Source organism: Oculatella sp. LEGE 06141, from assembly GCF_015207605.1.
GTDB lineage: Bacteria > Cyanobacteriota > Cyanobacteriia > Elainellales > Elainellaceae > Oculatella.
On record NZ_JADEWO010000021.1, the window covers coordinates 18,002 to 40,095 of the forward strand.

Annotated in this window: 14 protein-coding genes; 5 read left to right on the forward strand and 9 right to left on the reverse strand. The window is 50.8% G+C overall.

Going from position 1 to position 22,094, the window contains the following annotated elements; translation table 11 throughout:
• Positions 1–25 precede the first annotated feature (25 nt).
• On the reverse strand, positions 26–2,737 hold the full coding sequence (locus IQ268_RS15520) for an HAD-IC family P-type ATPase (protein ID WP_193880664.1): 2,712 nt from the start codon (positions 2,735–2,737) through the stop codon (positions 26–28).
• Positions 2,738–3,306: 569 nt separating this feature from the next.
• Between IQ268_RS15520 and mgtE the strand changes: the two genes are divergently transcribed.
• Positions 3,307–4,701, forward strand: a complete 1,395-nt coding sequence (gene mgtE / locus IQ268_RS15525) for a magnesium transporter (RefSeq protein ID WP_193880667.1) — start codon at positions 3,307–3,309, stop codon at positions 4,699–4,701.
• 217 nt (positions 4,702–4,918) lie between these two features.
• Here mgtE and IQ268_RS15530 read toward each other — a convergent pair whose 3' ends face one another.
• Positions 4,919–5,995 (reverse strand): AI-2E family transporter, encoded by a 1,077-nt coding sequence (locus tag IQ268_RS15530; RefSeq protein WP_193880670.1) that lies wholly within the window; start codon positions 5,993–5,995, stop codon positions 4,919–4,921.
• 637 nt (positions 5,996–6,632) lie between these two features.
• Between IQ268_RS15530 and IQ268_RS15535 the strand changes: the two genes are divergently transcribed.
• Positions 6,633–7,349 (forward strand): bacteriorhodopsin, encoded by a 717-nt coding sequence (locus IQ268_RS15535; protein ID WP_193880673.1) that lies wholly within the window; start codon positions 6,633–6,635, stop codon positions 7,347–7,349.
• A gap of 35 nt (positions 7,350–7,384) precedes the next feature.
• On the opposite strand, the gene IQ268_RS33410 is transcribed toward IQ268_RS15535, so the two are convergent.
• Positions 7,385–8,836: an ATP-binding protein gene (locus tag IQ268_RS33410; protein WP_339383346.1), complete on the reverse strand. Its 1,452-nt coding sequence runs from the start codon at positions 8,834–8,836 to the stop codon at positions 7,385–7,387.
• A gap of 557 nt (positions 8,837–9,393) precedes the next feature.
• A complete protein-coding gene (locus tag IQ268_RS15545; protein WP_193880676.1) occupies positions 9,394–9,633 on the reverse strand; it encodes a hypothetical protein in 240 nt (79 codons plus the stop codon).
• Between the two features lie 559 nt (positions 9,634–10,192).
• Here IQ268_RS15545 and IQ268_RS15550 point away from each other — a divergent pair.
• Together IQ268_RS15550 and IQ268_RS15555 are read left to right on the forward strand one after the other, a co-directional pair.
• Positions 10,193–11,476, forward strand: a complete 1,284-nt coding sequence (locus tag IQ268_RS15550) for a tetratricopeptide repeat protein (RefSeq protein WP_193880679.1) — start codon at positions 10,193–10,195, stop codon at positions 11,474–11,476.
• Positions 11,477–11,647: 171 nt separating this feature from the next.
• Entirely contained in the window at positions 11,648–13,954 is a 2,307-nt protein-coding gene (locus tag IQ268_RS15555) for an FdhF/YdeP family oxidoreductase (protein ID WP_193880682.1), read from the forward strand.
• Positions 13,955–14,017: 63 nt separating this feature from the next.
• Here the strand turns inward: IQ268_RS15555 and IQ268_RS15560 are convergent, their stop codons facing one another.
• Positions 14,018–14,233: a DUF1778 domain-containing protein gene (locus IQ268_RS15560; RefSeq protein ID WP_228035407.1), complete on the reverse strand. Its 216-nt coding sequence runs from the start codon at positions 14,231–14,233 to the stop codon at positions 14,018–14,020.
• A 661-nt stretch (positions 14,234–14,894) separates the two neighbouring features.
• Here IQ268_RS15560 and IQ268_RS15565 point away from each other — a divergent pair.
• On the forward strand, positions 14,895–15,110 hold the full coding sequence (locus tag IQ268_RS15565) for a hypothetical protein (RefSeq protein WP_193880689.1): 216 nt from the start codon (positions 14,895–14,897) through the stop codon (positions 15,108–15,110).
• A gap of 84 nt (positions 15,111–15,194) precedes the next feature.
• Here the strand turns inward: IQ268_RS15565 and IQ268_RS15570 are convergent, their stop codons facing one another.
• The 4 genes from IQ268_RS15570 to IQ268_RS15585 all read right to left on the reverse strand — a co-directional run bounded on the left by IQ268_RS15570 (position 15,195) and on the right by IQ268_RS15585 (position 21,447).
• Complete coding sequence (locus IQ268_RS15570) at positions 15,195–16,373, reverse strand: glycosyltransferase family 4 protein (protein ID WP_193880692.1); 1,179 nt, start codon at positions 16,371–16,373, stop codon at positions 15,195–15,197.
• A gap of 319 nt (positions 16,374–16,692) precedes the next feature.
• Positions 16,693–18,774 (reverse strand): serine/threonine-protein kinase, encoded by a 2,082-nt coding sequence (locus IQ268_RS15575; protein ID WP_193880695.1) that lies wholly within the window; start codon positions 18,772–18,774, stop codon positions 16,693–16,695.
• Between the two features lie 53 nt (positions 18,775–18,827).
• Positions 18,828–19,979, reverse strand: a complete 1,152-nt coding sequence (locus IQ268_RS15580) for a WD40 repeat domain-containing protein (protein ID WP_193880698.1) — start codon at positions 19,977–19,979, stop codon at positions 18,828–18,830.
• 142 nt (positions 19,980–20,121) lie between these two features.
• Positions 20,122–21,447, reverse strand: coding sequence for a calcium-binding protein (locus IQ268_RS15585; protein ID WP_193880701.1), 1,326 nt, complete (start codon positions 21,445–21,447; stop codon positions 20,122–20,124).
• Positions 21,448–22,094: the final 647 nt, after the last annotated feature.

A 22,094-nucleotide genomic window follows, 5' to 3' on the forward strand; every position in this document is an offset into this window, starting at 1 on the left:
GTCTACTGGTTCGTGACACCACCCCCTAATTCATTGGGTCGAAGCGGTTTACAAACGCTGCAACCAGAATCATCGGTAAACCAGCAGCAAGACAAATTAACCACTGTTCCAGACTCAGCGGGGCGGTGGCAAATAAGCGATTCATCACACTCCACTGGCTAAAGATGACCTGGAGCAAAATAGTAGCAACGATACCAAACCCGATCGCAGGTGCCGCTGTCCATGTCTCTACCCGTCCCCGCAGTTTCTCCACCAGAGACACACCCAACTGACTGATGCTGAGTAGATAAAAGATGCGGCCAGCCACCAGGGCTTGAATTGCCATCGTGCGGGCTAAGTTGATGTTTTCGGCTGTATCAGACTCAACCCATTCGAACATGCCAAAGATCAAGATCCAGTTGAAGAGAGAAATGATGCCAATACGCTTCAGCAGATTACTGGAGAGGAGAGGCTGGTTAGGATGACGTGGCGTTTGCTCCATAACTCGTCGCGATTTAGGCTCAAAGGCCAGGGGAACAGTCATGGCAATGGAGTTGACCATATTTAACCACAGCACTTGCAGCGCCAGAATCGGCAAATCTCTGGCTAACAGCACGCTGATCAAAATCGTCATCGATTCGCCACCGTTGACCGGGAGGATAAAGGCGATCGCCTTCAGCAAGTTCCGAAATACGGTTCGGCCTTCTTCAACTGCCGCCTCAATGGAGGCAAAGTTATCGTCGGTTAGCACCATATCAGCGGCTTCTTTAGCCACTTCTGTACCAGCCTTGCCCATTGCAATCCCAATGTCGGCCTGCTTCAGAGCTGGAGCATCGTTCACTCCGTCACCCGTCATGGCGACAACTTCACCTTTTGCCTGAAGCGCTTCCACCAGGCGTAACTTTTGCTCAGGTGCAACTCGGGCGAAGACCGTTCCGTCTTCAACCGCATTGGCTAATTGCCGCTGATCCATTTCGCCGAGCTGCTTGCCCGTTAAAGCCACAACCTCATGGTCGTGACCAAGACCCATTTGGGAGGCGATCGCCGCTGCTGTCACCGCATGATCTCCGGTGATCATTTTCACCTGAATTCCAGCCGTCTTACAGGCATGAACCGCACGAATGGCCTCTTCACGGGGTGGGTCAATCATGCCCTGTAATCCGAGGAAGACTAAGTCTGTTAAATCCTCAGGGGCGATCGTGTTTTGTGCAGCAGCGGCATCCTTTTTGGCCAAGGCCAGCACCCGCAACCCGCGCTCTGCCATTGCTTCTGCCGAGCGATGAACCGATTCTGGAGTGAGGGGAACAGCTTGTCCCTGTTCATCTAACCGTTCTCGACAGTAATTCATCAATGCTTCTACTGATCCCTTCACATAGATGCTGCGTTGAGCTGTGCGGTCGGCAGCGCTCGTATCATGCAGCGTCGCCATGTATTGATATTCCGATTCAAACGGAATCAAATCAATTCGTGGCATTTTTTCTTCTAGCTGTGGCTGGTTAAAGCCTGCTTTTTCAGCAGCCACAATTAAAGCGCCTTCGGTTGGATCTCCCAAAATGCGCCATTCTCCCTCTGCCGATTCCACATGAGAGTCGTTGCACAACACGCCTGCCAGTAAACATTCGCGCAATGCCGGATGGTGTTCAACCTGAATCGTCTGATTCTCTAGCTGAAACTCACCGCTAGGCTCGTAACCCACGCCTGTGACGCTATAGCGTCGATCGCCCACATCAATTTCCTGGACGGTCATCTGGTTTTCGGTTAACGTTCCGGTTTTGTCGGAACAAATCACCGTTGCTCCACCCAGGGTTTCAACGGCAGGGAGCTTTCGCACGATGGCGTGCCGTCTGGCCATCCGCGAAACGCCGATCGCCAACGTTACCGTCACCACCGCCGGCAGCCCTTCCGGAATGGCACTCACTGCCAGGGCAACCGCTGCCTCAAACATGTCTACCCAGGATTGCCCCCGACCCAAACCCACCGCAAAGGTGAGAGCCGCAACGCCCAAAATGATGTAAAGCAGACTGCGGCTAAATTTGTCGAACTTCCGGGTTAGCGGGGTAGTCAGGTTGGTCTGCTCTTCCATGAGCTGGGAAATGCGCCCAGTTTCGGTGGCGGTTCCCGTGGCGATTACCACTCCCCTGGCCTGCCCCGATGTTACAAAGCTGCCAGCATAGGCCATGTTGATGCGCTCGGCCAGTGGGGCATCGGCCTCCAGGGTTTTCGTGCGCTTCTCGACTGCAACCGACTCTCCGGTTAAAGCAGACTCATTAATCTGGAGGTTATGAACCTCTACCAGTCGCAGATCGGCGGGTACCTTATCACCAGATACGAGCAGCACCACGTCGCCCGGTACCAGTTCTGAAGACGGCACCTGAATTTTGCGATTTTCGCGACGGATGGTGGTATCGGTTTGCACAGATGATGCTAATGCAGCGATCGCACTTTCCGCTTTAGATTCCTGCACAAAGCCAATAATGGCGTTAATCAAGGTAACGCCCCAAATGACCCAGGCGCTTACCCAATCATCCAGAAAGGCTTTCACCGCTCCTGCAATCAACAGAATGTATAGCAACGGTTGATTAAACTGCAAGAGAAACCGCACGACCGGGCTTCTCCCAACTTTTGCCTGAAGCTGATTAGGCCCATATTGTTTTTGCCGTTGTTCTACCTCAGCTTGTGTCAACCCGGCATCTAAGCTGGTGCCAAGGTGCTGGATAACATCCTGGATGGATAGGTTGTGCCATTGGTGGGACTGCATATTCTTGCTACATCATTGATGCAAATGGTGTCTTTAAACTAAGCCTATATCGGTCTAAAGATTTGATCTAAATTTGAACGGTGATATAAATAAGCACAAGAAAAGGGATGTTGCTGAATCATAAAACGGCAAGTCGGCAGAGAAAAGTTTGCATCTACCATGCCAGCGTTGGAAGCAGCTCCAGCGAGGAAACCTTCAACGCATGATCTTATTGATTCGCAAATCCCTAAAGTGGGTCGTTCGCTGTGCATTTTCAAAGGTAAGCAAGAAATGTGATTGAAAAGTGACGAACCAGACACAGCACTGCAAGGCTTCTCATCGCAAATTAGTTTTCTCGGCAACCCATGATCGGGTACGGTGTTGGGAAATTGATGCCTCTATGGAGGCATCTTGGGTTGGAGGCATCCCAGTTTCAATCGCAAATGTTGTCACTTTGTAATCACATTTGTCGCCAACACTAATCACAAAACATTACTTCAATCACATCTTGCCAACAATTAAACTCTACAACCGCCTGGGTTGGCGCTTAACGGTTGTGTCATAGTTTAGGGTGGTTCAGGGAGAACGGCATGACGCAGAATCAGTGGTCTAATCCATCACAAACAGCATCTCGGCAAGAATTGCGCGAGTTGGTGCGATCGCAGCTTCAGCAGTTGCTAGAACAAGAAAATTTGCAGGGTGCCAAAGCGTTACTGGTTCCAGTACAGCCTGCCGATATCGCTGAAGCGATCGAAGGCTTACCTGAGGCAATGCAGGCGATCGCATTTCGGTTGCTGTCTAAAGGGGAAGCGATCGATGTCTATGAGCATCTTGATTCCAGTGTGCAGCAAGTGCTGGTAGAAGACTTTAAGCGGCAGGATGTTTTAGACATTGTCGATCGGATGTCGCCAGACGATCGGGCGCGGTTGTTTGATGAACTTCCGGCAAAAGTGGTGCGGCGGTTGTTTTTGGAACTCAGTCCGGCGGAACGGGAAGCAACGGCACTGCTGTTGGGATATGGAGCAGACACCGCTGGCCGGGTAATGACCCCAGAGTACGTATCGCTGAAGGAAAATTGGACAGTTGATCAGGCGTTAGCACAAATTCGCCGACTGGCTAGAACCACCGAAACGATTTACTCTCTCTACGTTACCGATGCCCAGCGTCACCTTACAAGAATTCTGTCCCTGCGCGATTTGGTAGTGGCTCAGCCCGACCAAACAATTGGCGACATCATGACGCACGATGTGGTGTATGTTCATACCGATACCGATCAAGAAGAAGTGGCTCGGTCAATCCAGCATTATGACTTTTTAGCCGTTCCGGTTGTGGACACCGAACAGCGGTTGGTCGGCATTGTGACGGTGGATGATGTCATTGATATCTTAGAAGCAGAAACCACTGAAGATATCTATACTCTTGGTGGCGTGCAGTCGGGGGACGACAACTATTTCCAAACCAACCTGCTAACGGTTGCCCGCCGTCGGGTGGTCTGGCTATTTATCTTGCTGGTGACGAATACAGGAACCACTGCCGTTATCAGTAGCCAGGAAGATCTGTTGGAGGAAGTGGTGGCTCTGGCGTTCTTTATTCCCCTCTTAATTGATGCGGGCGGAAATGTAGGAGCGCAGTCTTCAACCGTGGTAATTCGAGGACTGAACACCAACGAAGTTGGCCTGGGTACAGCGCTGCGGATCGTGAAGCGAGAGGCGATCGCAGGTTTACTGTTAGGCATCATGCTGGGAGTCACCGTTACCGGATGGGCTTATGTGCTTCAACGTAACTTAGCAGTGGCAACCGCAGTTGGGCTGAGCCTAGTCGCAATTTCTTTGCTTGCATCGGTTGCGGGATCGGCCTTACCGTTTCTGTTCAAAGCGCTTAAGTTTGATCCAGCCTTGATGTCGGCTCCATTTATTACAACAGCAGTGGACGTACTCGGTGTCCTAATTTACCTATCCATTGCACGGCAGATTTTGCAGTTTTGAGAAGACGGAGCCGTGAGATCGGAACCACCTGAATCAGGTTAGGGAGTGACTGAGGATCATGTCTTTTACGTCTCAAACAGGCTCTTACAGCCATTTTCATTTGCATTCACCACACCCCAAGCCCTACACCTCACAGCCATCTTGGCGAGACTGTGGCTGACTCGATTGAGAACCGCTGTAATTTGGCAGGTGATTGAATTCACAATCCCAAGGCCACTCAATTGCGATCGACGAGGTCCGGAGGCGAGTGATCGGCTGACCTTGGCGGACGTTGCCACGGGTCTAAAATGTCTTTAAACACAAGTTCCGATATCCAGGTTTTAGCGACAACCGTGAGCGGCAATGCTACCAATAATCCTAAAACGCCAAACAGGTTCGCAAAAATGATCTGAGCCGTTAGTGTCACAGCCGGCAATAACGCCACCTGCTTCGCCATCACAGTGGGGGTAAGCCAGTAGCTTTCAATTTGTTGAATAACAATATATAGCACCAGAACAGCCAGCGCTTTCCACGGAGAGTCGAGCAGGGCGATCGAGATGGGTAGCACCGCACTGAGGGTTGGCCCGATGTTGGGAATGAAATTGAGCAAGCCAGCCAACAGGGCATGAGCTAATACGAGCGGAACCCGCAAAATCCACAGCCCCAACCCGCTGAGCGCTGCCACAAATACCATCTCAATCAACGCGCCGATCGACCAGTCTCCCAATGAGCTTTGGCACCGCAACAAAATGTGATCGACGCGATCGCGATAAAATGCTGGAAAGAGCCGCACAAATCCCTGGCGATAGGGATGAGGATTACTCAACAGCATTAAAACCAGCACCACTACTAGCAGAAATTGAAGAGTAGCGTTGAGCGAGGTTGAGAAAAAATCGAAGGTTTGCTGTAAGACCTGGCTACCCAGAGGCTGAAGGCGATCGATCCACTGGTTAACATTAACATCTGGAAGATCCGGTAAAAACCGCCCAAAGATACTCCTCTCTAACCAACTCAACCCCAATTCAATTTGGGTGACGGCAATGGGGAACAGTTCAACCGACTGACGAAACTGGTCAATAAAGGCAGGAACGATCAGCCAGACCACCAAAACCAGGATGCTAATCACAATTGTGATCGTGAGGAACACAGACCAGGGTCGCCGAACCCGCGATCGCTCGAATCGCTCTACCATCTGGTTTAGAGCCGTTGCCAGCACAACCGCCGTAAATAGCAATAGTAAAATTTGGCGAATCTGCCACAGTATGTAAAGGGCAACCGCCACTGCCAAAAAGCCAATCCACTGACCTAACTTCACCGTCTACCTCACTCCATCTGCTGGCAACTGCTTCTACTATGACGCTGTCAAGTAGTCCCACAGAATCAACAATGATTAGGACGATGGCATAGCGGGACGACCCTTACCCTCTCATCCTCCCATGATCTGCCTCAGTATCACTCCGTTCCCACCGATTTCTGAGTGACGGAGGGTACTCGTATAGACTCAACCATTTAAGCCTATCGAATACGCCTATCGAAGGACGCTAATTGCAGCATTCAAATTCTTTGAAGAACCTGAACTCTTGCCAACCGAAGCGCTGTTTTAGAGTTGTTATGGCTCTGGTGCAACGTTGTGAAACTTGATATGGAATAATCATCCCAACAAGCGCTACAGCACAGCCCCCTTCTGGCTCACTATAGCGCTTGTCGAGAATTACCCCACTCTGCCCTCAGTTTGAAAAATGAATGTGATCAAAAAGTGACGATACTGAATTGTCATTTTTTAATCACAATTTTTTCCGATGCTTAACCAAGGGCGTAACAACCAAAGTCATGCCTGTTAAATGACCAGTTGCAAACGAACCTAATGACATTACGGGGTTTCCCTCTCGCTGGTGCAACCACTGCTTTGGCCTTGCCTGCACACCGCTTGTTTACCTTGTAGGAGAAAATTCATGGATATTCAGGCGGCTCTGCATTGGCTATATGTTGTTGCAATGGCGATCGGCGCTTTTTATTTTGTTTTACTCAGCAAGAATCCGCGTGGTGTTCCTAAACAAGAATATGTAGTCGCTATCTTTATCCCAACCTGGTCTGGGTTAGCGTATATGGCAATGGCACTGGACCAGGGCAAAGTCGAAATTGCAGGACAACTCACCCATTATGCTCGCTATATCGACTGGCTGGTAACTACACCCCTGCTGCTGTTGGCTCTTGGCTGGACGGCAATGCAAACGGTGGATAAAGACAAACCGCTGCTAATGGCTGTGATGGGAACGGATGTCGTTATGATCACCAGTGGCTTAATTGCCGACCTCTCTCAAGGCTGGACGCGCTATCTCTGGTATGGAGTTGGCTGTATCGCGTTTGTTGTCATCATGAGCCTGATTTGGGGGCCATTTCGGGTGAAAACGAGAGGGCAGGGTTTGGAACTGTCCAGCTTGTACGATCGCCTGTTAATTTACTTCACAGTGCTATGGATTGGCTACCCCATTGCCTGGATCATTGGCCCTTCTGGTTTGGGGTTCATCGATCAAACCATCGACACGCTGCTGTTTTGCATCTTGCCGTTTTTCTCTAAGGTGGGTTTTAGCTTTCTCGATTTACACGGCCTGAGAAACTTACATCTCTCTAGAGCCAGAAACGGAATGACGACACGGGCGCTACGTTAAGACTGGCAATATTAACACCGCCACTCAAAAAGACTTCAAATACCAGATACCGATTCAAGACCCGCCTGAAGCGTTACCACAGGCAGGATAATGGCGAAGGTTGAGCCGATCGCCACCTGGCTAGATAACTCTATTCGCCCACCGTGGGCTTCGGCGATCGCGCTCACAATCGCTAACCCCAGCCCAGCCCCTTCCGAACGACGGTTTTTTGCGCCACGGGCAAATCGCTCGAAAATTCGTTCCTGCTCCGCTAGCGGAATGCCCTCCCCCGTGTCGCGCACCCAGAAGCGAGCGTCTGTTGCAGTCAACGATGAACCAATTTCGATCGTGTCTTCGCGGCGAGTGTGATGAGTAGCATTGTGCGCCAGATTCATCACAGCTTGGGTAAGGCGCTGGCGGTCTACCACTACGCATCCCGGATTTTCAATCACAATTCGCCAGTCTCGTTCCGCCAGGGCTTTCGCTTTAGCAAAAAACTCCAGCGTGATTAAATCAGTATCCACAGGCGCTACGTTTAAAAAATCAGGCTGTTCTGCCTTAGCCAGCAGCAGCAGATCGTTGACAAACCGATTCATGCGATCGAGTTCATCAAACACCAGATCCAGCGTTTCCCCTTGCTCTTGAGGGTCGCTACCCATTAGCTCTAAATGACCACGAACAATCGTAATCGGCGTTCGCAGTTCATGCCCTGCATCGTTGATGAAATTACGCTGGCTCACAAACGTGGCCTGTAGCCGATCGAGCATTTCATTAAAAGTCTTACTCAGTTCGGCAATTTCATCGCTTCCTTTTACTGGAATGCGGCGAGTCAGATCTGATCCGGTAATAGAGCGAGCCATTTCTGTCAGAAACCGCAGAGGCAACAACGCCCTACCCGCGGCGAGCCAGGACATGATTGAAGCAACAGCCAAAACGGTCAGCGTGACCTGAGCAATGGTCAGTATGGCCGCGTTGGTTTCATCTAACGAATAAACGATCGGATGCACCACCACAAAAACGCCCCGTGTTTCCCCTCTCACGTTGACGGGTTCCACTCGATAAAACACGTTTCCCATTGCTGTCTCCACCTGCCCCTGTTGCGATTGGGTCAGTTGTGCCCAGGTTTGGACTAACCGGGAATTGGGATCGAGCGATGCTGGCAAGTTTTCGTCGCTGGCTTTGTAAAATCGACCATCCAACAGGGTCAGCAAGATCTCATTCTCATCCGGGATATTCCGAGATAAAACAATGTCAAACAAAGCGGCAATGTCGTCGCCAAAGGGTTCTCCAGTCATTGGGTTCAATCCGTGTCGAAGCTGCTGAAACTCTCCCACTTCTTGAATCAGCGATCGCTCGACCCGTTCTTCTAGCCGCAGGAGAAAGATTTGACGAATCGCCAGAATCGAGATTGCGGTAGAACATCCCATCAGCACAACATACCAAACTAGAATTCTGGTACGAACCCCGTATAAAATCTTCTGCCAGCTAAAGGACGAACTGTTTTTCACGCCTCATACTCTTACTCAAGTCTGCGAACCTGTGCCACTAAAGAACAATAATCTGTTTTGCTATCGGCTCCCCAATACGATGATCTGATACGACTGAGTCCTGCGAAAGCGCTTTGCCGCTCAGGCTTCATCAGCGTATTTCTTTATACTTTAACCTTTCGTAATATTACTGTAAAACGGTCTGAAGGCAGCGCACCACGTTGATGGTCTGCTCACCAAAGATACAACTCTTCATACACACAACACTCTAAGAGGATGTTTGAGACGTATCGAATGTGCTGCATTCGCCTCCTGAATCTCCTGGTTCTGGGGACTTTATCCAGAATCGGTTCAGAAGTCTTAGCGCCTGTGGCAAGCCAGAAACGGGGGCAGTTCGATTGACCATCAGCACCGTTAAAACATCCCCATAGGGCAAACCAGAGCAAAAACAAAGCAAAAACAAAAAAGATAGGCTGCCTATTCAGTACAGCGCCTATCTTTTACAACAATGAATTTAGTGACAGAGGAATTATTTAGATAGTTCCATCAGGAATGTTTAGTTCAACGGTGAAGTGCGACTAAATCGAATTCTCAAGTCCCTGGCTAAGGTATTCCGTCTCGGAAGCAGCATCACCCGATTGAGCATTAAGCTTGGCGCGGAGCATGGAGGGGAGCGTTACAGGCCACAAAACGGTTGCCAACCCTAAAACCAGCCAGGACGTTGCGTGGGTTTTGGGCGTAGAGCTATCTTTCAAAAACGCATTCAAACCGACTGAGAAAACAAATAAAGCGCCAGCACCGTATAGAGGGATGAACATAAAAATTCCTGTTGCTGTAAATCGGTTATCTATATCACCTCATATTTGGATGGGATCTGTCATCAAAGGAACTACGCAGTCTGATTATACAGCTCACCCGTTTTGAACCGTGTTTGCACTGACACCGCAAAAGCACTCAACTGTACTGCCATGTTGAATTGCAGTTGAATGCAGCATGGGAGCCAGCTATGGCTTCATCCTGCTGAACGTATTCCCCGCAACCAATCTTAACGTCAGACCACGTATGATGATCCAGGAGAACAAAGCTTTGCACGGTTGAGTGCCGCTGCCAGGGAAACTACTAAATGTCGCCAGACGAACCGTAGATTTTTCTTGCCATTTAACAGCAGGCTGTGACATACTTACGTTCAACAAACATCTATAATCCGATTGACTTACCGTAGTTTCAGCCGAGCGATTCAGTCAGTTTGTTGCTTCAAACTAGACAGGCTGGCAATGCCTCTAGCAGTTGACGCTTTTAGGCCAATCGGTTGATGAGGAAACGGCTGGAAGCACCCGTTTCAATAGCGTTGGATACCGAAGAGTAGAGCGAAGCAATATGCTAAATGATAGACAGGAACTGGCTGTTACCACTGACTCACTAACGGCGATCGCGGCGATCAACGAGTTCATCATGCGATCGCTGCGCTATGGGCGCGATGCCGAACAGGTAATTCTACAAGCGATCGCGGCTGATCCTACCTGTGCGATCGCTCAAGCCTATGCAGCAGCTTACTATTTGTCTCAGGAAAGTGCGATCGCCCGTCGGCAAGCCGTACCCTTTTTGCAACAAGCTCAACGGTATCAACAGCAAGCAACTGAGCGAGAACAGCTCTACATTCGGGCGATCGTAGCCTGGTCAAAAGGAGCCATTAGCGAAGCCATTGAGTATCACCACAACATTGCCCAACGGTTCCCTCAAGATTTAGTTTCGGTGCAGCAAGGACAATATCACTATTTTTATCGGGGTGACAAAGCGGGACTGCTTCAGATTGCAGAAACAGTACTCTCGGCTAATCCTGACCATGCTGACCTGTTGGGCATGGTGGCCTTTGCCCTGGAGCAATGCCATCGGCTAGATGAGGCCGAAGCGATCGGACGCTATGCAACCCACCTCGATCGCCACAATCCCTGGGCACATCATGCCGTAGCTCATGTAATGGAAACCCAGGAGCGGGCTGAGGACGGAATTGCCTGGATGGAATCGCTAGCCGATACATGGGAGTCATGCAACTCGATGCTGTATACCCACAACTGGTGGCATGTGGCGTTGTTTTACCTGAAGCAAAACGAACCGCAAACGGTACTTTCTCTCTACGATCAGCGAGTGTGGGGACAGGCTCGTAAAGCTTCGCCCAAGGATCAGGTGGGGGCGATCGCCTTGCTGCTGCGGTTAGACCTGAAGGGCATTGATACAGGAAATCGCTGGCACCAATTGCTGCCCCATTTGCGTCCTCGTCTACACGAACATTCCCTGCCGTTTCAGGACTTGCACTACATTTACGCTATTGCGAGAGCCGAACAGAGCGATGCCGTAAATGAGATGCTCTCCAGCATTATTAGCCATGCTCAAACCCTAGAACCATCTGCCCATAAACGGTGGATGGACGTTGCCATTCCAGCCGCCAGGGGAATGGTGGCTCACGCCAAACAAGATTGGTTGGGGGCGATCGCTTACTTAAAGCCTACATTGCCTCAACTTTGGGCGATCGGCGGCAGTCACGCTCAGCGCCAGGTATTCCAGCAGATTTATTATCACGCCCAATTGCAGCACGAGCAGTCTGGCCGATCGGTGCAACACCATCAACCTGCGTTGCCTGCTAACGTTCCGGCCTTTGCTTAAGCGGACAAGCCACACCGTTACCATCCATTTTCCAATCCCCTGGAGCTTGCTAAACCGACATTCCACCCTGAGCTACTTTCACAGACGGCTAATTTGCGTTAAGTTCGGGGGATAAACCGTGTATGGCTTTAGAGCGATACCACTCTGCACGGTTAAGCAAGGAGTCGCCCTATGGATGTGAACCCAACGCCCGATATTCAACCGACGGCACCCGGTGGACAACAGAACGACAACACGCCCGATATGGGAGGCGGTTTATCGGTTATTCAATATTGGGCAGAGCATACCCTATCGCCCGAAGGCCCAAAGTTGTGGAAGACCTTGCTGCATAAAAGTGCGTGTTTGTCGTGTTCGTGGGGCACCGGAGGCCAAAAGGGCAGCTTTACCAATGAAGTGGGCGAATCATTGCAGCGCTGCATGAAGAGTGTGGAGGCTATTTCTGCTGAAATTCAGCCACCTGTCGCGGCACACTTCTTTGAACGACACAGCATCGAGCAACTGCAACGCCTCACCTCGTTGGAAGCAGATCGCTTAGGACGGCTGAGCTTTCCCGTTATTTTGCGAGCCGGATCGTCTCATTACGAACGGATTTCGTGGGACGAAGTTTATCAGATTGCCGTTGCAGCATTTCGTAAGCCAGCAGAACGAGTTGCATCTTACAGTTCGGGGCGTTCTTCCAACGAAGCCGCGTTTTTACTGCAACTGATGATGCGGGCGTTGGGGTCTAATAACCTGGCGGATTGCTCTGACCTGTGCCACGCGCCATCGACGGTTGGTCTTAAACAAGTGTTTGGCACCAGCACATCAATTGTCAGTTTAGAGAGCCTGAAGAAGGCAGACTGCGTTGTTCTGGTTGGTTCTAACGCATCTTACAACCATCCCCGCTTGATGAATGAGTTGATTAAACTGCGCGATCGCGGCGGTAAAGTGCTTGTGATCAACCCCGTTCGCGAGATTGGGTTAGTCAAGTTTGGCTCACCTGCTTTCCCAGTTAAATCCCTACTGAGCGGCTCTGAGATTTCATCTCTTTACCTCCAACCGATTCCTGGTAGCGATGTGGCTCTGTTTGTCGGAATTCAGAAATGCCTGGTTGAACGGGGACTGATCCAACAAGAGTTTTTGTCAGCCTACACCGAAAACTGGGAGGCGATCGTTGAACAGGCCAAGGTAACATCATGGGAAACCATTACTTCCACCTGTGGCGTTTCCCAGGAGGAGATTGAAACGGCGGCCATGCTGATCCACTCCTCTCAGCGGGTTGTCTTTGGCTGGGCAATGGGAATTACCCAGCAGCAGAACGGTGTAGACAACGTGTTCAGTATCATCAATACCGCTCTTCTCAGCGGCAATGTGGGCAAGGAAGGCGCAGGTGTAATGCCAGTACGAGGACATTCCAATGTTCAGGGGTTCGGTTCAATGGGCGTTACCGTTCATCTAAAGCAGGAAATCCAGAAAACAATGGAAAACCTGCTGGGACGATCCCTCAGCCGAGTTCAGGGATATGATACTCGCGCGTTAATTGAAGCGGCGGATACCAACCAGATTGATACCTTACTTTGCCTGGGCGGTAACCTGTATGGTGCCAACCCTGACTTAACCCAGGCCAAACGCGCCCTGAGCAACATTGAAACGGTCATCTATCTGGCGACCAAACCAAACCTGGGACACTTCAATGGTTTAGCCAGACACAACACCATTATCATTCCTGTCTTGAACCGATTTGAAAATCCTCACAAAACGACTGTGGAATCGGGCAATAACTTCGTTCGCCTGAACGATGAAGGACAAACCCATCTTAAGAATGCCGACCTGATTGCCGAGGTTACCTTCCTGACGGAACTGGCGCACCGCATACATGGTGACTACCCAGTTAACTGGCGCAAGCTACAGGATACGAAATACATTCGGCAATTGATTGCCCAAACCATTCCTGGGTTTGAGAAGATGGCAAGCATTGACGAAACCAAAGAAGAGTTTACTATCAGTGGTCGAATTGTGACCGAACCGAAATTTTCAACCCCATCGGGGAAAGCCTCTATGGTTGTTACACCTTTACCCACCCTGACGCTGCCCGAACCTGAAGCATTTGGTGCTTCTGAGTCTACGCCAGGGATCGTGGTTGCCCTGATGACAGGACGCAGCTATTCTCAGCACAATACAGTTGTCTACAAGATTGAAGACAAGTATCGGGGGATGCCGCACCGTAACTGCATTTTGATGAACCAAGCGGATGCCGAAAGTGTGGGTTTGCAAGAGCATCAGCGAGTTACTGTGCGGGGAAATGCAGGCCAACTAGAAAACGTTGAGGTGATCTATGGTGCTGTTCGTCGAGGGGCAGCCCTGATGTTTTATCCGGAAGTGAATGCCATTTTCAACGCGCGGATAGAGACGCGATCGGGCACCCCTGCTTTTAAGCGAGTCCCGGTACTGGTATATTCAGCCAGCACGGTTACCACTGAAGCTACGTCTGGCCTGTAGTTGCAGTGTAAGTATTGAATCAAGCTATTTGACAGCAAGACGGTTGTGGAGAGAATGCAACCGCTAGGCAATCAGGATTTCTTTAATGACGCGATCGTCTTTCACCACTCCGAGCTTTCGACCATCATGGCTTTCTTCATGGGCGATGCCGTAGAGGGCCAGCCCGGTTCGTAAGACTTCTGCCATGTTTTTCCCCGATTCGTTCGCTAACCGCTGAAGCAGTTCGTAGGCTTCGGGCGTTAAATCAAGATTCAACCGTTTTTTCTGCGATTTCACCATAAGATTCGTTCGTTTCCTCATGCAACACAATGAGCCACACCATGAAATTGGGGTTGGCAACCTACTGAGCGGGTCAGCAGTACAAAGCAGGATCAACTTCAGTCCGCCTGACTGAATGATGAACAGCGATGCGTGTAGACGATCGCCCCTCTAATTGACATGACATAATCATACAGAAAGTGAGGGAAAAATGGACAAAATTTGAGCATGGTTATTACAAATCGCCATTTCTGGATGGCAATATCTGCCTGAAGAAGTGGTTAGAAACGAATTAGACCTGCCGCGTTCGCCCTCCAAAACCTCCAAAAGTGAGGGACTTTCGAGCCGTTTTGCTAACGTCCCCGTTCGGCAGAGCGTTCAGGTCGAAGCCCAGATCGAGGAGACGTAAGAACAAACGTCGAACCATTCTCTGTTAACCGTTCCCGGTTGGTTCGCGCTCCAGCATTCAAACGATGGTGCCGCGAGGGGTTTAATCGCTGGGATCGCTGAGGAAAAATAGCTCAACGTTTGAACCGGATTTGAAGATGGTGCCTCCCATTTAAAGGTTGAACCTTGACAATTGACATTCTCTGTGTATGAGGTTTTAATCGTAGTCAAAGCCAGTTTAGTATCTCCCCGCCCAGAGAGCTACTAACGCCCACTCTTTACGGATAACTGAATCATGACACACGCCTCGAATCTCAATGATTTCGTGTCAGAGTCTGCTGCGCCTTATCGCGATCGCCTGCACCATTGGGCCATTGCCCGTCTCTTTCCGAATATGGAATGGCAAATTGTAGCTCGATTTCGTCGGCGCTCGGATGCCGATGGGCATCTACAGTTTTTGCGACAACATCATCCTCAGACCGAATTCGTGGTGATGTTTGATCACCAATAACGACTATCGCCGCTGGGGTAGTGCAGGGTGCATCTGCCATAACAGGCTGTACGCTATTCCATCTGGTGCGATGCGACGACCGTATTAAATTGCTTCAGTAGACCGATCGCTCATTTTGTGCCAAAGATCCAGCATGTTTTGCACCATTTTGGCTTCAGAGAAATCGTGCGATCGCACCTGTGCATTGTGAGCCATCTGCTGCATCTGTTCGGGATGCCGCAACGTCCACCGCAGCGTTTCTAGCAAGTCGCAACTGTCGCCAGTGCGAAATAACAAACCGTGAACGCCGTGATCAATTACTTCTGGGATGCCGCTAGCATTTGAGGTAACAATGGGTAATCCGTAGGCCATTGCTTCAGCGATCGCGCTTGACTGCCCACCTTCAAAATGCGTCGGAAAGACAAACAAATCTGCGATTTCCAGCAGTTTGGGTACATCAGAGCGATAGCCCAGAAACAGAACGTTTGCTTCAATGCCGTACTCTTTCACAAGGTTGGTCAATTTAGGCCGATCTTTGCCGTCGCCGACCCAAATAAACTGAACGGTTGGAAACTCTTTGACAATATGAGGAATGGCTGGGATCAGGTCAGTGTATCCTTTCTGTCCTTCTAGGCGTCCAACGGTTAACGCGAGAATGCTGTTGGGGGAAAGCCCCAGTTCTTGAAGCACGGTGTTGCGAGTCGCCTCAATTTCTTGAGGGGTGCGGTCTGGTACGACCACCGAGGCTCCATTGTAAATGCACACAATGTCTTGCTGTGGCATCTCAAACGACCTGGACACCAGCTCGCGGTTGTTTTGCGAAATAGTGACCCATTGCTGATGGCGCGATCGCGCCCACCGATAAAGTTTGAGCCGCAGCGAATCAAACGACCATTGTGAGGCAACCAGCCCAAAGCGCACAACGGTTGGAACCTGCAAAAAGGCGCAAGCTAAAATACTGCCCAAACAGTTTTCGGGATGCGGTAGCACAATCTGCACAACATCCGGCTGAAGGCGTTTGAGTAAGGCGATCGTTTTAATGAATTGGGGCAGATATCGCCTGAACCAGGCTAACTTTTTGCGGTAAATCGTTTCAGCAATAGTTAACGGATGATAATCAACGCCGTTTTGTTGAAAATCATTGATCAAGGCTTGAACATCTGGGGCATTAGGAAGAGCAACATGAACATCCCAACCCGCCTTAACTGCACCTGAAGTAACGCGTAGAACATATTCTTCCACTCCTCCACGCAAGGTCGATGGAATAATAACCAATGCTTTCATCACTGGCTCTGTGTTCCTCCTAAATTCTTCTTGTAGCCGTATTGCTGTTCATCATGTCGCAAATTGAACAGTAAACGTTCACTATGAGCAGGAAATGGGGATAAATGCTAAATATTTGTCAACAAAGTTGGCAATGGACGAGTAGTAAGTGTATTTAACTAGATTTTTGTTAATGATAGCGGCTTCATCTGCAAAAAATTCTCCCTGCTCTGTTTTTGTGCTTCAGCACCAGGAAAGCGGCTTTATCAGTTTGGCTATGTTTTACCAGGCATACTTTTTTGGGCATAGCGGCGACGCTCACTGTTTTGCAACAGATGTTTCATCGCCAAATTCTGATCGTTGTATCACTACTGCTACTCACTAAGGTATTGTCGGCAAGGCTGCTGACCGATAGCACCTGGCTCGAATGAGCCGGGATCGTTTGAATCGATCGAGGTGTTTTGCCAGGGGATCGGTCGGCCTGGGTATCCCATAGCTTAATGGTGTGGTCGAAACTGGCGCTGGCAATAGCTTGGGGACTTAAGAAAGTGACCGAAACAACGCGATCGCTGTGCCCTTCAAAGGTTTGCAGCAATTGTCCGGTTGAAGCATTCCACAGCTTCACAAATCCATCCCAGCCACCGCTGACAATCTGCTGCCCATCCGGACTGAACGCCACCGCAGCAACGGCATCTCGATGGCCGCCTGGTTCGCCGAGCGTCCGCAGCAAATCACCTGTCGTTGCATTCCAGATACGAACCGTTTTGTCTCCACTGCTGCTGGCGATCGTCTTACCATCTGGACTGAGAGCCACCGAATACACCACCGCTGTATGTGCCGACAGCGTGCGGCTCTCGCCCGTTTCCAAATTCCAGATTCGTACCGTTCGGTCTTCGCTACCGCTCACCAGTGTTTGGCTATCTCGACTCAGCGCTACCGACAGCACGGGTGCCGTATGTCCCTCTAACGTTTGAATCAGTTCGCCTGTCGTCAGATTCCATAGCTTAATGGTGCGATCGCCACTGCCACTGGCAAGCAGTTTCCCGTCTGCACTTAAACTGAGCGATTGCACCACATCGGTGTGTCCGGCCAGCGCCCGCTGTACCTGCCGCGTACCCACGTTCCACACGTTGATGGGATAGCGACCTGCGACCTGGGCGGTGTCTACACTAACCAGCGATCGCCCATCGGGACTCAACAGAGCCGACTGAACTGGAGCCGTTCCCGTTAGCGTTTCGACCAACGCCAGTTGATTGCCCCCGGCAAGCGATCGAGGAACGAGGTTTGGATACTTCAGGACATAGGGCACGGCATACAGGCCGATTGTCAAAGCTAATACAGCTCCCCCCATGCCGATCAAAAGTTTAGACAGGTAGTGAGGTAACGCTGTTTCGGGCTTAATATCGCTGCGGGATACCGGGGTTGCTGGGATTGCGAGTCGCTGTCGTACCTGCGTCACGGCTTCGGCGGGGGAGGATAAAGTTGGACGTGTTGTTGCAGTTTGTAGCGCTGCCTTTAACTGGCTCACTGAAGCAAACCGATCGGTCGGCGATTTTTGCAAACAGCGCATGACGACCGCTTCCAGGGCAGACGGTAGCTGTTCACATCCGGATTGCGATCGCAACGGTTGCGGCGGTTTTGTGGCATGAGCCGTTAGCCAGGCATGGTTGGTAATTGGGTGATTTCTAAAATCCAACCCAAACGGATCAATGCCCGACAGCATTTCGTAGAGAATCACGCCGAGGCTGTATATGTCCGATCGCTCATCCACCGTGTCTCCGTCAAACTGTTCAGGAGAGGCATAGTGGCAGGTTCCCAGAAAAAGGTTGGTGGCAGTGTGTTCTGCCTGTAATGATTGAATTTTGGCAATACCGAAATCTATGATTTTGACAAATTCTCCTAACGCGGTTGGAATCAAGAAAATGTTGTCCGGCTTGAGGTCGCGATGCACGACTTTAATTTGTTCACTTGTATTGGTTTCTCGATTCCATAACACGACTCCAGCATGAGCAGCCTCCAACCCCGCACAAACCTGGATCATGATGTTGCAGGTTTGCTCGACCGAGAGGCGTGGCTGTTCTGTAAGCAACTGTCCCAGCGTTTGCCCCTGAAGGTACTCCATGACATAAAACGGGTAGTTTTCGGACGTTAATCCGTAATCGCTCACCTGAACAATATGGGTACTTTTGAGAGCGGCGCAAATAGCACATTCACGCTCAAATCGCGTTTCTAACTCTCGATTATTCGTAATTGCAAGCGATTCTTTTAATACTTTCAGCGCGATCGCTTTGCCGAGCCGAGTATCCGTTGCCAGAAAAACATCGCCCATGCCGCCGCCGCCCAGCCGCTGATCGAGCCGATAGCGATCGCCAACTAAACGACCAATCCATGTATCCGGTTGAGGTGAAGAATGTTGACTCATGGAAATTATGTCTACTCTGAGTCGATTTGCTACAAACACGCCGTCTTGTGGGGTTAGTTTCGCTGCCAGAGTGCGATTGTGCCATCCCGTGCGCCGCTAACCAATGTTTTGCCATCGGGGCTAAAGGCAACCGATAAAACCCAGTCAAAATTGCCAAACACCGTTGCTATTAGCGTTTTCTGCTCTAAATCCCACAGTTTAATTGTGCTGTCGATGCCGCCGCTGGCAAGGGTTTTACCATCGGGACTAAAGGCGATCGCCACAATGTGATTAACGTGTCCCAAAAACGAGTGCAGTTCCGTTCCAGTTTCAACATCCCAGAGCTTGATGGCACCGTCCCATCCGGCACTGGCGATCGTTTGACCACTGGGGGTAAAGGCCAACGCTCTCACCGTGTCGGTGTGTCCTGTCAGGGTTTGTAGGAGTTGGCCGGTGCGCCAGTCCCATAGCCGAATGGTGGTATCTTTGCTGCCGCTCGCCAACCGTTGCCCATCGGGACTAAAGGCGACGGGGAAGAGGCGATCGCGGTGCCCCGACAAGGTTCGCAGTAGCTGCCCGGTTTGCAGGTTCCACAGGCGAATGGTGCTGTCGCCACCGCCGCTAGCGAGCGTTTGACTATCGGGGGTGAATGCCAATGACCAGATCACGCCAACATGCCCGTTTAGCGTTTGCAGCAGTTCGCCCGTTTGCAAGTTCCACAGCCGGATGGTGCGGTCAGCGCTCCCTGTTGCCAGAGTTTCACCATCGGGGCTAATGGCGATCGCATGAATCACATCGGTATGACCCTGCAGCGTATGCAGTACTTTTTGTGTCTGCATGTCTCGAACTTCAACCACGCTGCCGCTAACCGAGGCCAGCGTGGTGCCATCGGGAGATAGCGCCACCCACCAGGCTGCCCCAAATCGCCCAATGGAGGTTTGTACACTCAACTGCTTCCACTCGGTTGCGATCGCGCAGTTCTCCAGAGCAATGCGCGGTTCAACTAACTGCGTTGCATCTGGTACGCCAGCATCCAGCGCTTGAATGGCAATGTTGCAGGGCTGAGCCGCTTGAGCAGCAGAGGGGTTTAATCCTTGTGCCGTGGGCGATCGGCTCAAATTGCCTAAGATAAATCCGGTTCCTAACAGAGCCAGCGATGCGGCAGCATAACCAAACCAGGATAGTTGTCTGGTTGTAGCGATCGATGTTTCATCATCATTGTTCATGGCACGAACCTCTCGATAGAAAAGGGATAATAGGGTTTGGTGCAATTGGCAATTGTATCCAGTGCTGACGTTGCCCCCCGCTGTAACGTAGCTGCATTGTTGAGGCAAGGAATTTCATCGCCTCAACAATGCCAGGTAAGGTCTAGGCCAGACCGAATTCAGCCGCAGAGAAGTTGCCCTGGTTGGCCACATCTGTGAGGTTGATCAGGTTTGCCTGAACGCTGAAGCGTCCACCGTTCGCCAAATCTTCGGAGAACACAACGCGGCTGAAGCCGAGTGTTTGGTTGAAGTAGACGAATGCACCGCGACCAGAGGTGATATTGTTGTTGTCGCGGATGGCGGCGGCGGCAGCTCCCGCATTTGCAAATCCGCCTTCGAGGACCAGAAGGTTGTTGTTTCCTGAGAGCGCACCAACCGCTCCCTTTTGGAAGTTGAGTTGATTCAGGCCAAATTGTTGGCGATCGAACACCACTTGATCTTCACCAATGGCAAAATCGGTTACAACATCAGGACGATTCAGGTTTTGACCTGCAACGCCGCCAGCAAACGGATCGGTAGAGAACTGGAATTTGTCACGACCTGCACCACCCGTGAGCGTGTCACCCAGCGTGGCATTATTGGCTCCGACGATGGTGCCAGTGCCGCCGATCAGCGTGTCATCGCCATTGCCGCCAACCGCAACTACACGGGTACTGCTGTTTCTGGCATCGAGGATGTCGTTGCCCTCACCGCCGTTAAACTCCACAACTTCGACCCCTGTGTCTGTTAAATCATTGACGATAAAGGTGTCATTGCCACCGCCACCGTTAACATCAAACACCTCCGAGGTATCCACAGTAAGATCAAACTGACCAATGGCCAGTCCATCTAACCCAGTCCGCTCAAAGAACGCCTGGTTTTGAGCGTTTTTACCCAAAACGAAGTTGTCGCCTCTAGACGACGAGCCATTCACTTCGATCGTGTCGCGCCCGTCGCCACCGCTCATGATGTCGTTGCCGTCACCGTCATTCCAGACCAGGGTGTCGTCTCCGGCATCGCCGCTCATGATGTCATTGCCGCGATCGCCCGTGATGAAGTCGTTGCCGCTACCGCCAAGCAAAAGATCATTGCCCGACCCGCCGCTGATATTATCATCGCCAGCACCGCCAGCAATGCGATCGCGCCCCGATCCGCCTTCAATAGTGTCGTCGCCAGATCCGGCAGTAATGCGATCGTTCCCGGCATTACCAGCAATGGTGTCGTCGCCTGTGCCGCCAATCAGCACATCATTACCGGCACCACCAATGATGTCGTCGCCATCTGCACCCCCATTAATCAGATCATTGCCCGTGCCACCGTTGCAACGGTCTTCACCAGCCAGGCCAAACAGCCGATCGTTTCCACCTTCTCCAAAGTAAACATCATCGTTACGGCTGCCTCTAAATAGGTCGTTCGCGTTGGTGCCGCGTAGATTGATTCCCTTAGCCATCTTGATTTCTCCTGGTGTATCTGTTGAGTGTTTAATTGGATGCGCTGTGCGATCGCCGCCATTTTTGACGCACGAAGCGGTCAACCTGACAGGCTGTTTTTGATCTGAGAAACGTGAACCGTTGCTGTATTACTGAGGAGTTAGAACTATTTAGATCCGTCAGCTATTTAAGGTTTGAGCAACGCATTTTCAAATCCTGAATCTGGTCATTGCTAGAGCGATCGACAAGAACAATGTTTTTGTTAGTTGAGGAACCTGCAAGAAACAGGGACTTGCGTCTGAACACAAGAACTAGATTAATCAAGCTTTTCCGTTTTGCCAGCAAGAAAAAGTCAGAAGAAGTCAGGTGTGAAGGTCATATGACTCGAAAAGGGATGTCATGCTCTGAATGGCGATTCATGAAACAGCCCTACAGAAGCACTTTGGGGACGATCAAAACCGTATCGTGTGTTTTGTAGTTGCCCCTGAATTTTCTGATGTTGCAGCAGTTCTTAATCGAGTCAGCCACAATCTCGCCAGGATGGGTGTAGGGTGTAGGGTTTGAGGCGTGGTGAATGAAAATGAAAATGGCTGTAAGCAATAGCTGATCCAGTTTTTCCCCAGAACTAGAAGACGAGGGGGGCGGATGAAGACGCAATTGCTCCACT

Coding starts and splice junctions, on each gene's coding strand:
- IQ268_RS15535 (WP_193880673.1), top strand. CDS start 6,633: ATGGATATTCAGGCGGCTCTGCATTGGCTATATGTTGTTGCAATGGCG.
- IQ268_RS15545 (WP_193880676.1), bottom strand. CDS start 9,633: ATGTTCATCCCTCTATACGGTGCTGGCGCTTTATTTGTTTTCTCAGTC.
- IQ268_RS15580 (WP_193880698.1), bottom strand. CDS start 19,979: ATGAACAATGATGATGAAACATCGATCGCTACAACCAGACAACTATCC.
- IQ268_RS15565 (WP_193880689.1), top strand. CDS start 14,895: ATGACACACGCCTCGAATCTCAATGATTTCGTGTCAGAGTCTGCTGCG.
- IQ268_RS15550 (WP_193880679.1), top strand. CDS start 10,193: ATGCTAAATGATAGACAGGAACTGGCTGTTACCACTGACTCACTAACG.
- IQ268_RS15585 (WP_193880701.1), bottom strand. CDS start 21,447: ATGGCTAAGGGAATCAATCTACGCGGCACCAACGCGAACGACCTATTT.
- mgtE (WP_193880667.1), top strand. CDS start 3,307: ATGACGCAGAATCAGTGGTCTAATCCATCACAAACAGCATCTCGGCAA.
- IQ268_RS15520 (WP_193880664.1), bottom strand. CDS start 2,737: ATGCAGTCCCACCAATGGCACAACCTATCCATCCAGGATGTTATCCAG.
- IQ268_RS15570 (WP_193880692.1), bottom strand. CDS start 16,373: ATGAAAGCATTGGTTATTATTCCATCGACCTTGCGTGGAGGAGTGGAA.
- IQ268_RS15560 (WP_228035407.1), bottom strand. CDS start 14,233: ATGGTGAAATCGCAGAAAAAACGGTTGAATCTTGATTTAACGCCCGAA.
- IQ268_RS15555 (WP_193880682.1), top strand. CDS start 11,648: ATGGATGTGAACCCAACGCCCGATATTCAACCGACGGCACCCGGTGGA.
- IQ268_RS15575 (WP_193880695.1), bottom strand. CDS start 18,774: ATGAGTCAACATTCTTCACCTCAACCGGATACATGGATTGGTCGTTTA.